The following is an 11,225-nucleotide window of genomic DNA, read 5'->3' as shown; positions in this document are numbered from 1 at the left end:
GGCGTTCGCCGACCGCGGCTACACCCCGGAGGCCACGCTGGTGGCCCGGGGCAAGCCCGGCGCGCTGCTGCCGGACACGGACGCCGTCGTGGCGCGCGCGGTGCGGCTGGCCACCCAGGGCGAGATCGTCGCCGAGGACGGCACCGTGCTCGCGGTCCGGGCGGCGTCGTTGTGCCTGCACGGGGACACGCCGGGGGCCGTCGCGCACGCGCGGGCGGTGCGGGCGGCGCTCACCGGGGCCGGGGTGGAGGTCGCGCCGTTCGCCGGTCTGGCACAATGACGGATTGTCCGCTGTGGCCGGACCCTCTCACCGTGCCATAGCGCCACGAACCTCTGGGCGCATGCGATCCGTCCCCACTCGGGCCGCGAGCGCCTGACCATCTGCATCGAGAGTGTTGAGGAGCAACCCACCCCGTGGCTGTCAAGATCAAGCTGCAGCGGCTCGGAAAGATCCGGGCGCCGTACTACCGGGTCGTCGTGGCCGACGCCCGGACCCGCCGGAGCGGCAAGGCGATCGAGACGATCGGCCGGTACCACCCCAAGGAGGAGCCGAGCCTGATCGAGATCAACTCCGAGCGGGCGCAGTACTGGCTGGGCGTCGGCGCCCAGCCGACCGAGCCGGTCCAGCACCTGCTCGAGGTCACCGGCGACTGGCAGAAGTTCAAGGATCTGCCCGGTCAGGAGGGCACCCTCCGCCGCGCCGAGCCGAAGCCCAGCAAGCAGGAGCTGTTCGAGGCGGCGCTGAAGGCGGCCGGCGAGGAGCCGACCACCGAGGCCACCACGCCGAAGAAGAAGGCTCCCAAGAAGGCCGAGGCCAAGGCTGAGAAGGCGGACGACAAGGACGCCAAGGAAGAGGCATGAGCTTCCTCGCGGACGCTCTCGAACACCTGGTGCGGGGCATCGTCGACCACCCGGACGACGTTCGGGTCGACCTGGTCACCACCCGCCGGGGCCGCACGCTCGAGCTGCACGTCAACCCGGACGACCTCGGCAAGGTGATCGGCCGCGGCGGCCGCACCGCCACCTCCCTGCGCACCGTCATGGCCGGCATCGGAGGCCGCGGAATCCGAGTGGACGTCGTCGACACGGACCAGTGAGGCCGGCGACAACCCCATGATCGAGGTCGTTGTCGGGCGCGTCGTCAAGGCACACGGGCTCGGTGGCGAGGTCGCCGTCGAGGTTCGCACCGACGAGCCGGATCTGCGGTTCGCCGGCGACGCCGGAATGACCGCGCGGTCACGAGACGGGAGCACCCGCCCGCTGACCGTGCTGTCGGCCCGGCGGCATCAGGAGCGGTTACTCGTCCGCTTCGCCGAGGTCCCCGATCGGGACACGGCCGAGGCGCTGCGCGGTGCCCTGCTTCTGATCGACGCCGGTGCGCTGCCGCCCACCGAGGACCCGGACGAGTTCTACGACCACGAGTTGGAGGGCCTGGCGGCGCTGCTGCCGGACGGGACCCGGGTCGGCACCGTGCTCGAGGTCGCGCACGGCCCGGGCAGCGACCTGCTCGTGCTCAAGCTCGACGGCGGCCGGGAGGCGCTGGTGCCGTTCGTCCGGGAGATCGTGCCCGAGGTGGACCTCACCGCCCGGCGGGTCGTGATCGACCCGCCGGAAGGGTTGTTGGAAAGCTGATGCGCCTCGACGTGATCACGATCTTCCCCGAGTACCTCGCCCCGCTGCGAACGGCGTTGCTGGGCAAGGCGATCGAGCGCGGGCTGCTCCGGCTGGACGTGCACGACCTGCGGGACTGGACCCACGACGTGCACCGGGCGGTGGACGACAGCCCGTACGGCGGCGGGCCGGGAATGGTGATGAAGCCGCAGGTGTGGGGCGAGGCACTGGACCAGGTGTGCGCGGGCGGCACCCCGCGGCTGGTGGTTCCGACCCCGGCCGGACGGCCGTTCACCCAGGAACTGGCCCGGGACTGGGCGGGAGCGGACTGGCTGGTGTTCGCCTGCGGCCGGTACGAGGGCATCGACCAGCGGGTGATCACCGACGCGGCCCGGCGGATGCCGGTGGACGAGGTGTCGATCGGGGACTACGTCCTGGTCGGTGGCGAGGTCGCGGTCCTGGTGATGATCGAGGCGGTGGCCCGGCTGCTGCCCGGCGTGCTGGGCAACCCCGCGTCGGCCGAGCAGGACTCGTTCTCCGACGGGCTGTTGGAGGGACCCAGCTTCACCCGCCCGGAGGTGTGGCGCGACCTGGCCGTGCCGGAGGTGCTGCGGTCCGGCAACCACGGCGCGATCAGCCGGTGGCGCCGGGACCAGGCGCTGGAGCGGACCTTCGCGCGCCGGCCGGACCTGCTGGCCGCACTGCCGGAGGACGCGCTGGACCGTCGCGACCTGGCTGTGCTGCAACGGCTACGGGACTCGATTTCGAATCCGCCCTGACCATCTGACATACTTGACCGGTTGCCGCCGCCAGGCTCCGGTCCAGGCGCGCGCTTCGCAAGCCCCCTCCCCGGCTGGTCGGACCTGCTTCCGCGCGTGTCAGCCGGAAGACGACGAACACGAACGCTAGATGAGGACGGAATACCGATGAACACCCTGGATGCCCTGGACGCCAAGTCGCTGCGTTCCGACATCCCGGACTTCCGTCCGGGCGACACCCTGAAGGTCCACGTCCGCGTGATCGAGGGTTCCCGCGAGCGGGTCCAGATCTTCAAGGGCGTGGTGATCCGCCGGCAGGGCGGCGGCGTCCGGGAGACGTTCACCGTCCGCAAGATCTCCTTCGGCGTCGGCGTCGAGCGCACCTTCCCGGTGCACTCCCCGAACATCGCCAAGATCGAGGTGGACCGGCGGGGTGACGTGCGTCGCGCCAAGCTCTACTACCTGCGCGAACTGCGCGGCAAGGCCGCCAAGATCAAGGAGAAGCGGGAGACCCCGTCCGCGTCCTGAGCGCGTCGACGCCGGACTGCCGTAGCCTGGTCTCGTGGTCAACCCCGTGCACTTCGCCGCGCCCGAGGACGACCCTGACCGCACCCAGGTCCTGCCTCGGCTGGGCGGGCCCAGCCGGTTCGGCCGCGAGCCGGCCCAACCCGAGCCGCCACCGCGGGCAGAGCGGCGCCCGGCGCCGCCGGAGCCACCCGACCGGCCTGGGCGTACCCGGCACCGCCAGAAGCCGAGGAAGCAGCCGCTCTGGCGCGAGCTGCTGATCCTGTTCTCGGTGGCGATCGTGCTCACGATCGTCATCCAGGCGTTCATCGGCCGGGTCTACTCGATCCCGTCGGGCTCGATGGAACAGACGTTGCACGGCTGCCCGGGCTGCACCGGCGACCGGGTGCTGGTGGACAAACTGGTGTACCGGTTCTCCGATCCCGAGCCGGGCGACGTGGTGGTGTTCAAGGGCCCGGATCCGTGGACCGAGAACGACGTTCTGCCGCAGCGGTCGGACAACGTGGTGGTCCGCGGGCTGCAGGGGCTCGGTGCGCTGGTCGGCCTGGCGCCGCCGGACGAGCGGGACTTCGTCAAGCGGGTGATCGCCGTCGGCGGGCAGACCGTGGAGTGCTGCGACGCCGACAACAAGGTTCTGGTCGACGGCAAACCCCTCGACGAGCCGTACATCTTCTGGGAGCCCGGACGCCCGCCGACCCAGTCGACCTTCCCCAAGGTCACCGTGCCGGCGGGGACGCTGTGGGTCATGGGGGACAACCGCAACGACTCCTGCGACTCGCGCTGCCAGGGTGGCGGCAAGGAGGTCGAGGGCGGCCTGAAAGGCGTCGTTCCGGTGGACAACGTGATCGGCAAGGCGCGGGTCATCGTGCTGCCGCCGTCGCGCTGGCGCGGCGTCGGCGACCACGACCCGCAGGCGCCGGTCGCCGCCCTGGGCGCCCCCGGCTGGCAGCAGGCGGTCCCGGCCGGCGCCGGTTTGCTGGCCGCCTGGCCGGTGTTGTGGCTGGGCCGCCGTATCCGTAAGTGGCGTCCCGGTAGTCTGCAGTAGTGGTCGACGTCGGACACTCCAAAGACAGCGGGGACGGGACCGAGGAACCGGCAGGGCCTCGGGATGCCGACGGGAACACCGAAACGGCCGCTGGCGAACCCGAGGCCGGAACCAAGGCGAAGAAGGCCAAGCAGCCCAGGTCGTTCTGGAAGGAACTCCCGATTCTCATCGGGATCGCGCTGGTTCTGACCATCCTGATCCAGACCTTCGTCGCCCGGGTGTTCCTGATCCCGTCGGAGTCGATGGAGCAGACGCTGCACGGCTGTGCCGGCTGTTACGGCGACCGGGTGCTGGTGGACAAGGTCGTCTACGACTTCCGCGACCCGGAACCCGGCGACGTGATCGTGTTCGAGCGGCCGCGAACCTGGAACCAGGCGGAGTTTCTGGCCAACCGGTCGGAGAACGCCGTGGTGCGCTGGCTGCAGGACCTCGGCGCCATGTTCGGGCTCGCCTCGCCGAACGAGGACGACGTCGTCAAGCGGGTGATCGCCACCGGCGGGCAGACCGTGCGGTGCTGCGACGAGCAGGGCCGGGTCCAGGTGGACGGCAAGTCCCTGGACGAGCCCTACGTCTACTGGGACGGCGGGGCGCCCAACGGCAACCAGGAGTTCGAGTCGTTCACCGTGCCCGAGGGCACGCTCTGGGTGATGGGCGACAACCGGAACAACTCGGCGGACTCCCGCGTGCAGGGTGGCGGCGGCGCCGATGGCGTGGTGCCGGTGGAGAACGTGATCGGCAAGGCTCGGTTCATCGTGCTGCCCCCGTCGCGCTGGCAGGGCGTCGGCGACTACAACGCGCAGGCGGCCGTCGCGCTGGGCACGGGCCTGCCGCTCGGCGTGGGCGTCGCGGCCGCGTTCCCGACGCTGTGGCTGGGCAGGAGGTTGCGAGCCGCGCTACCCGAGCGGCGGCGCCCGTGAGGGCGCTGGCCGGTGCCCCGGACCTGCGGCCGCCGCGGGTGGTGCTGCGCCGGGACGCGGGCAACTGGGGACTGCAGGGTGCGCTGGACCGCTGTGGGCTCGGACCGGTCGCCGGGGTCGACGAGGCCGGCCGGGGCGCGTGCGCCGGCCCACTGGTGGTCGCCTCGTGCGTGCTGCGACCCGGTGACGCGGCCCGGTTCGAGGGGTTGACCGACTCCAAGCTGCTCACCGCCGCGGCCCGGGAACGCATGTACGACCTGGTGGTGCGGCGGGCGGTGGACTACGCGGTGGTGGTGATCCCGGTCAGCGAGGTGGACCGCCGCGGGGTCGGCTTCGCCAACATCGAGGGCATGCGCCGCGCCGTGGCCAGGCTGGCCACCCATCCGGGATACGTGCTGGTGGACGGGTTCCGGGTGCCGGGGTTGACCGCGCCCAGCATCCCGATCGTCAAGGGCGACCAGGCGGCCGCGTGCGTGTCCGCCGCGTCGATCCTGGCCAAGGTGACCCGGGACCGGATCATGGTCGACCTGCACGACCGGTACCCGGTCTACGGGTTCGACGACCACAAGGGCTACTGCACCAACGAGCACAGTGCCGCGCTGCTGGCGCACGGGCCGTGCGTGGCGCACCGCTGGTCGTTCGTCAACGTCGTGACCGCCGCGCGCCGGCACGGACTGCGGGCTCCGCACCCGGTCGCTCCGCACTGCTATCTGCCCCCCGACCGGACCGTCGGTGCCGGACCGTATGGCGCCGAACCGAATGGCGTGGTTCAGAATGGGGAATCCCTAATTGGGGTCGGCTGGCCGGATCACGAGGAGCGCGACTTCGCATGAGCGCGGAGGACCTGGAGAAGTACGAGACCGAGATGGAGCTGTCGCTCTACCGGGAGTACCGCGACATTGTCAGTCAATTCTCCTACGTCGTGGAGACCGAACGGCGGTTCTACCTGGCCAATGGCGTGGACGTGCAGGTCCGCGACGCCGACGGGGAGGTCTACTTCGAGGTCCGGATGTCCGACGCCTGGGTCTGGGACATGTACCGCCCGGCCCGGTTCGTGAAGAACGTCCGCGTGATGACGTTCAAGGACGTCAACGTGGAGGAGTTGGACAAGCCCGACCTGCGCCTGCCCGAGGAAGGTCCGTTCACCGGCTAGCCCCGGTTGTCCACACCCCCCGCTGACTGTCCACAGTTCACTCGCGGTCGTGGTCCGGTGGTGTTCCTGCCCGGCACGCTCGCCGCATGACCACCAGAAACAGCGCTCACCTGGATCTCGGGCGCCGCGGCGAGGCACTGGCCGCCCAGTACCTGCGCGACCGCGGCATGCGTGTCGTGGCGCGCAACTGGCGCTGCCCGGACGGCGAGCTCGACCTGGTGCTGTGCAGCCGGAACCTGCTGATCGTGTGCGAGGTCAAGACCCGCACCAGCACCCGCTACGGCACCCCGGCCGAGTCCGTGACCGACGAGAAGGCCGCCCGGATCCGCCGGCTGGCCCGCCGCTGGCAGCTGTCCCATGGCGAGCACTTGCGGCGGGTGCGCTTCGACATCGTCTCGATCCTGTGGCAGCCCGGGCAGGTCCCGGTCATCCGGCACCACCCGGGGGTGTTCTGATGGCCCTGGCCCGCGCCTGGTCGGTGGCGCTGTTCGGGGTGGACGGCCTGCCCGTGGAGATCGAGGCCGATCTCGGCGGCGGCCGGCCGAAGACCCAGCTGGTCGGCCTACCGGACGCCGCGCTCAACGAGGCCAAGGAGCGCGTGCGGGCGGCGATCCGCAACAGCGGCCTGGAGTGGCCGGACCAACTCGTCACCTTTGGGCTGTCCCCGGCCGCGCTGCCCAAGGGCGGGTCCGGTTACGACCTGGCGCTGGCCTGTTCGGTGCTGGTCGCGGCGGATTTGGTGCCGGCGACCGAGCTCGCCCGGACCGTGCTGGTCGGCGAGCTGGCCCTGGACGGCCGGGTGCGGCCGGTGCGCGGGGTGCTGCCGGGTCTGCTCGCCGCCCGCCAGGCCGGTATGCGCCGGGCGGTCGTGCCGGTGGCGACGCTGCCGGAGGCGGCACTGGTGACCGGGGTCGAGGTGCTCGGCGCCGAGCGGCTCACCGACGTGCTGGCCTGGCTGCGGGGCGAGCCGGACCGGCTGTCCGTTCCGGAGCCGCAACCAGTGGGTGCGCCGGTCGAGCCGCCCGACCTCGCCGACGTGGTCGGGCAGCCGGAGGCGCGCTGGGCGTTGGAGGTGGCCGCGGCCGGCGGGCATCACCTGCTGCTGGTGGGGCCGCCCGGGACCGGCAAGACCATGCTCGCCCGGCGGCTGCCGGGCCTGCTGCCGCCGCTGACCGCGGAGCAGGCGCTCGAGGTGACCGCCATCCATTCGATCGCCGGCCTGCTCACCGCCGATTCGCCGCTGATCACGATCCCGCCGTTCATCGCGCCGCACCACACGGCCTCGGTGCCCGCACTGGTCGGTGGCGGGGTCGGGCTGGCGAAGCCTGGCGCGATCAGCCGGGCGCACCAGGGCGTGCTGCTCATCGACGAGGCCGCCGAGTTCGGTGCCGACCGGCTCGAGTCGCTGCGCACCGCGCTGGAGGAGGGCGAGGTGCGGCTGGCCCGCCGGGACGGCGTCGCCCGCTACCCGGCCCGGTTCCAGCTCGTGCTGGCCACCAACCCGTGCCCGTGCGCGCCACCGCGGGAGGTGGACTGCTGCTGCTCGGCGCACACCCGGCGGCGCTACCTGGCCCGGCTGTCCGGCCCGCTGCTGGACCGGGTCGACCTGCGGGTCCGGATGCGCCCGATCACCGCCATGACCGGGATCGACCCGGCGACGCTGGAGCCGACCCCGGTGGTCGGCGCCCGGGTCGCCGCCGCCCGGCAGCGCGCCGCCCGCCGGTGGGCAGAGCACGGCTGGCGCACCAACGCCGAGGTGCCCGGCCCGGCGCTGCGCCGCGAGTTCGCCCTGCCCCGCCCGGTCACGGCGCTGCTCGACCGGAGCCTGGCCTGCGGCGCGGTCACCGCCCGGGGCGCCGACCGCACCCTGCGGGTCGCCTGGACGCTCGCCGACCTCGCCGCCCTCGACCGTCCCGGCCCCGACCAGGTCGCCGCGGCCCTCACCTTCCGCGCCGTCCCCACCCCCCGTTCCGGCGCCTGAGTCGCCGGTTCCAGCCATCCCAACCCCGCCCGCCGGCGGGCCGTTTCCGATCGGAGCGCGTGATGACCCCGGACGAGGACCTCCGCCGGGCCCGGGCCTACCTGCTGCGGGTGGCCGAGCCACCCGGCGTGGCGCTGACCGCGTTGATCGCGCGGCACGGGCCGGTCGCGGCCGCCGACCTGGTCCGGACCGGTGCCGCGCCGCCGGCCGTGCTGGACGAGACCTCGGCCCGCCGCGCGGACGACCGGGTCGAGGCGGACCTGGCCGCCGCCGGGCGGGCCGGCGCCCGGCTGGTGGTGCCCGAGGACGACGAGTGGCCGGCGTGGCCGCTGCTCGCCCTCGAGCAGGCGGCGGCCCGGGGACTGCGCTGGGCGTGCCCGCCGGTCGCGCTCTGGGTACGCGGCGAGCGCCGGCTCGCCGACCTCTGCGAGCGCGCGGTGTCGATCGTCGGGGCGCGGGCCGCCACCGGCTACGGCGAGCACGTCGCCGCGGAGTTCGGCTACGGACTGGCCGGCGCGGGCTGGACCGTGGTCTCCGGCGCCGCCTACGGGATCGACGGCGCGGCGCATCGCGGCGCGCTGGCCGCGGGCGGCAGCACCGTCGCGGTGCTGGGCTGCGGGCTCGACGTGGGGTACCCGGCCGGCCACGCCACCCTGCTCGACCGGATCGCCGAGACCGGCCTGGTGCTCAGCGAGTACCCCCCGGGCACCCCGCCGGCCCGGCACCGGTTCCTGGTGCGCAACCGGCTCATCGCGTGCCTGTCCAGCGGCACGGTGGTGGTCGAGGCCGGGCTGCGCAGCGGGGCGCGCAACACCGCCGGCTCCGCCGCGGCGCTCGGCCGGGAGCTGATGGCCGTGCCCGGTCCGGTCACCTCGGCGATGTCGCTCGGCTGCCACGAACTGCTGCGCAGCGGCTCCGCGATCCCGGTCGGCTCCGTGGCCGAGGTCCTGGAGTCGGTCGGCCGGGTTGGCGACGACCTGCGACCCCGGCCCGAGACCCCGGCGCGCCGCACCGACGGCCTCGGCCCGGAGGCGCTGCGCGTGCACGAGGCGCTGGGCCGGTCCGGCCGCAGCAGCGAGCGCATCGCCGTCGACTCCGGCGTCCCCCTCGACCGCGTCCGGGCCCTGCTGCCCGAGCTCGAGCTCACCGGCCTCGCCCGCCGCTGCGAGGACGGTTGGCGGGCCGCGTCGTGACCGAGGATATCCAATTTGCGCTCGCCGGATATCCTGGGCCGGGAGCGAGCGAGGAGGGCCACCATGACCAAGCGACTGATCGACGTGGACGACGACCTGATCGAGGTGGCCAGGACCTATCTGGGTACCAAGACGCTCAAGGACACCGTCAACGCCGCCCTGCGCGAGATCAAGGCCCGCCGCGACCGCGAGGACGAGGTTGCCTGGTGGGCCACCGACCCGCTGCCCGACCTACGCAATCCGGAGATCATGGACAAAGCGTGGGAATAAGCCCGCGCTACCTGGTCGACAAAAGCGCCGTCGCCCGTGTGCACCTGGAACCGGTTCGGGCCGTCCTCGACCCGCTGATGGTGCACGGCCGACTGGCCACCTGCGCCGTCGTCGACCTCGAGGTGCTCTTCAGCACCCGGACACCCGACGAGTACCGATCGGTGCTGCACCGGCGCCGGAACAACTACACCGACCTCCCGGTCACCCCGCAGGTCTGCGCCCGTGCCATGGCCGTGCAGCATTTACTGGCCCGGCGTTCCCAGCACCGCGGCGCGGGTGTGCCCGACCTGCTGATCGCGGCCTGCGCCGAGACCCACGGCGTCGCCGTGCTGCACTACGACGCGGACTTCGATCTCATCGCCGGGGTCACCGGGCAGCCGACCCGGTGGGTGGTTCCGAAGGGGACGGTCCCGTGAGGAGCTAGCGTGGCCGGCGTGAGTGCCCGAAGTGACCTCATCAGCGAGCTGGCCCGGCGGATCGCGGCCATCCGGACCGGGCCGACCACCCGGGTGGGCGTGGACGGCGTCGACGGGGCGGGCAAGACGGTGTTCGCCGACGAGTTGGGGGTGGCGCTGGCGGCCCTGGGTCGCCCGGTGATCCGGGCCGGCACCGACTCGTTCCACAACCCGCTGGCGGTGCGCTACCGGCTCGGGCCCGGCTCGCCCGAGGGGTTCTTCCGCGACTCCTTCGACTACGCCACGCTGCGGGCCGTGCTGCTCGATCCGCTCGGGCCGGGCGGCACCGGACGCTACCGGCGGGCGGTGTTCGACCACGAGACCGACTCGGCCGTCGACGCCCCGGTGCAGATCGCCCCGCCGGACGCGATCCTGGTGTTCGACGGGATCTTCACGCACCGGCCGGAGCTGTTGCCGTGCTGGGACTACTCGATCTTTCTGCGGGTCCGTTTCGATACCTCGGTGCCCCGCCTGGCCGGCCGGATCGGCGGCAGCGCCGACCCGGACCACGCCTCGCACCGGCGCTACGTCCAGGGTCAGCGCATCTACCTGGCCGAATGCCGGCCCGAGGACCGGGCCACGGTGATCGTCGACAACAACGACCTGGCGGCGCCGTTCCTGGTGCGCGCGGCGGTCAAACTGGACGGACCAGGGACAACACGAGGGTGAGAACGTCGGTAGTAGTTCCGCTGTGGACTCAACCGCGCGGTACGGTGCGGTAGTGCCGCCTAGACCGTCCCGTGCGCGGAAGGTCGACCTGCTGAGGATGCGGGGCGAGTTGCCGGAGCCTGTCCGGCACGTGGTCGACGAGTACGAGCGGCATCTGAGTCTGGAGCGCGGGCTGTCCGCGCACACCGTGCGGGCCTACATCGGCGACGCGGTGTCCCTGCTGGGATCGCTGCGCCGGCCGCTCGCCGAGTTGGACCTGGCCGCGCTGCGGGCGTGGCTCGCCGCCCAGCGCACCGCCGGCGCCAGCCGGACCACGCTCGCCCGGCGCTCCGCCGCCATCCGGACCTTCACCGCCTGGGCGCACCGCCGCGAGCACCTGCCGGCCGACCCCGGGGCGCGGCTGGCCGCGCCCCGGCCGCACCGCACCCTGCCCGCCGTGCTCAACAAGGACCAGGCCGCCGACCTGCTGCGGGCCTCGGCGTCCGGGGCCGCCGAGCGTGACGCGGTCGCGCTGCGCGACCACGCCTTGCTGGAACTGCTCTACGCGACCGGTGTGCGGGTGTCCGAACTGTGCGGCCTGGACGTGGCCGACGTCGACCTGAACTCCAGAGTCCTCCGGGTGCTCGGCAAGGGAGCCAAGGAGCGCAC

Annotated in this window: 17 protein-coding genes; all 17 read left to right on the top strand. The window is 73.0% G+C overall.

Features of this window, described 5'->3' with window-relative positions; all coding sequences use genetic code 11:
* A partial coding sequence (locus VFO68_RS16625) for a LamB/YcsF family protein (RefSeq protein ID WP_325159202.1) occupies positions 1-280 on the top strand: 280 nt, incomplete at its 5' end.
* A 134-nt stretch (positions 281-414) separates the two neighbouring features.
* Positions 415-861: a 30S ribosomal protein S16 gene (rpsP, locus tag VFO68_RS16620; protein ID WP_325159201.1), complete on the top strand. Its 447-nt coding sequence runs from the start codon at positions 415-417 to the stop codon at positions 859-861.
* On the top strand, positions 858-1,097 hold the full coding sequence (locus VFO68_RS16615) for an RNA-binding protein (RefSeq protein WP_325159200.1): 240 nt from the start codon (positions 858-860) through the stop codon (positions 1,095-1,097). The genes rpsP and VFO68_RS16615 overlap by 4 nt, the downstream gene beginning before the upstream one ends.
* Positions 1,098-1,116: 19 nt before the next feature.
* Positions 1,117-1,632, top strand: coding sequence for a ribosome maturation factor RimM (gene rimM, locus VFO68_RS16610; protein ID WP_325159204.1), 516 nt, complete (start codon positions 1,117-1,119; stop codon positions 1,630-1,632).
* A complete protein-coding gene (gene trmD, locus VFO68_RS16605) occupies positions 1,632-2,390 on the top strand; it encodes a tRNA (guanosine(37)-N1)-methyltransferase TrmD (RefSeq protein ID WP_325159199.1) in 759 nt (252 codons plus the stop codon). Before rimM ends, trmD begins: the two co-directional genes overlap by 1 nt.
* 147 nt (positions 2,391-2,537) lie before the next feature.
* Complete coding sequence (gene rplS / locus VFO68_RS16600) at positions 2,538-2,897, top strand: 50S ribosomal protein L19 (RefSeq protein ID WP_325159198.1); 360 nt, start codon at positions 2,538-2,540, stop codon at positions 2,895-2,897.
* Between the two features lie 34 nt (positions 2,898-2,931).
* Positions 2,932-3,939 carry a signal peptidase I gene (gene lepB / locus VFO68_RS16595; RefSeq protein WP_325159197.1) on the top strand — a complete coding sequence of 336 codons (1,008 nt, stop codon included), beginning with the start codon at positions 2,932-2,934 and terminating at the stop codon, positions 3,937-3,939.
* On the top strand, positions 3,939-4,856 hold the full coding sequence (lepB, locus tag VFO68_RS16590; protein WP_325159196.1) for a signal peptidase I: 918 nt from the start codon (positions 3,939-3,941) through the stop codon (positions 4,854-4,856). The genes lepB (VFO68_RS16595) and lepB (VFO68_RS16590) overlap by 1 nt, the downstream gene beginning before the upstream one ends.
* Before the next feature lie 5 nt (positions 4,857-4,861).
* On the top strand, positions 4,862-5,689 hold the full coding sequence (locus VFO68_RS16585) for a ribonuclease HII (protein ID WP_414635517.1): 828 nt from the start codon (positions 4,862-4,864) through the stop codon (positions 5,687-5,689).
* Positions 5,686-6,009, top strand: a complete 324-nt coding sequence (locus VFO68_RS16580) for a DUF2469 domain-containing protein (RefSeq protein WP_325159195.1) — start codon at positions 5,686-5,688, stop codon at positions 6,007-6,009. The genes VFO68_RS16585 and VFO68_RS16580 overlap by 4 nt, the downstream gene beginning before the upstream one ends.
* An 86-nt stretch (positions 6,010-6,095) precedes the next feature.
* Complete coding sequence (locus VFO68_RS16575) at positions 6,096-6,464, top strand: YraN family protein (protein WP_325159194.1); 369 nt, start codon at positions 6,096-6,098, stop codon at positions 6,462-6,464.
* Positions 6,464-7,990: a YifB family Mg chelatase-like AAA ATPase gene (locus VFO68_RS16570; RefSeq protein WP_325159193.1), complete on the top strand. Its 1,527-nt coding sequence runs from the start codon at positions 6,464-6,466 to the stop codon at positions 7,988-7,990. Before VFO68_RS16575 ends, VFO68_RS16570 begins: the two co-directional genes overlap by 1 nt.
* Before the next feature lie 62 nt (positions 7,991-8,052).
* Positions 8,053-9,183, top strand: a complete 1,131-nt coding sequence (dprA, locus tag VFO68_RS16565; RefSeq protein WP_325159192.1) for a DNA-processing protein DprA — start codon at positions 8,053-8,055, stop codon at positions 9,181-9,183.
* A gap of 63 nt (positions 9,184-9,246) precedes the next feature.
* Complete coding sequence (locus VFO68_RS16560; RefSeq protein ID WP_325159191.1) at positions 9,247-9,453, top strand: type II toxin-antitoxin system VapB family antitoxin; 207 nt, start codon at positions 9,247-9,249, stop codon at positions 9,451-9,453.
* Positions 9,444-9,869 (top strand): PIN domain nuclease, encoded by a 426-nt coding sequence (locus tag VFO68_RS16555; protein ID WP_325159190.1) that lies wholly within the window; start codon positions 9,444-9,446, stop codon positions 9,867-9,869. Before VFO68_RS16560 ends, VFO68_RS16555 begins: the two co-directional genes overlap by 10 nt.
* Positions 9,870-9,887: 18 nt before the next feature.
* The gene (locus VFO68_RS16550) at positions 9,888-10,577 is read left to right on the top strand and encodes a uridine kinase (protein ID WP_325159189.1); all 690 of its coding nucleotides are present in this window, start codon (positions 9,888-9,890) and stop codon (positions 10,575-10,577) included.
* Positions 10,578-10,674: 97 nt separating this feature from the next.
* On the top strand, positions 10,675-11,225 hold a 551-nt coding region (locus VFO68_RS16545; RefSeq protein WP_325159188.1), incomplete at its 3' end, for a site-specific integrase.

Origin of the sequence: Actinophytocola sp., from assembly GCF_035712165.1 — a bacterium.
Taxonomy (GTDB): domain Bacteria; phylum Actinomycetota; class Actinomycetes; order Mycobacteriales; family Pseudonocardiaceae; genus DASYTH01.
The sequence above is the reverse complement of the archived record's forward strand: the minus strand, read 5'-3'. Positions and strand labels throughout refer to the sequence as shown.

Bases quoted from the DNA above. Each gene is read 5' to 3' on its own strand.
- VFO68_RS16570 (WP_325159193.1), top strand. From the start codon at position 6,464: ATGGCCCTGGCCCGCGCCTGGTCGGTGGCGCTGTTCGGGGTGGACGGC.
- VFO68_RS16575 (WP_325159194.1), top strand. From the start codon at position 6,096: ATGACCACCAGAAACAGCGCTCACCTGGATCTCGGGCGCCGCGGCGAG.
- VFO68_RS16615 (WP_325159200.1), top strand. From the start codon at position 858: ATGAGCTTCCTCGCGGACGCTCTCGAACACCTGGTGCGGGGCATCGTC.
- trmD (WP_325159199.1), top strand. From the start codon at position 1,632: ATGCGCCTCGACGTGATCACGATCTTCCCCGAGTACCTCGCCCCGCTG.
- dprA (WP_325159192.1), top strand. From the start codon at position 8,053: ATGACCCCGGACGAGGACCTCCGCCGGGCCCGGGCCTACCTGCTGCGG.
- rplS (WP_325159198.1), top strand. From the start codon at position 2,538: ATGAACACCCTGGATGCCCTGGACGCCAAGTCGCTGCGTTCCGACATC.
- VFO68_RS16560 (WP_325159191.1), top strand. From the start codon at position 9,247: ATGACCAAGCGACTGATCGACGTGGACGACGACCTGATCGAGGTGGCC.
- VFO68_RS16580 (WP_325159195.1), top strand. From the start codon at position 5,686: ATGAGCGCGGAGGACCTGGAGAAGTACGAGACCGAGATGGAGCTGTCG.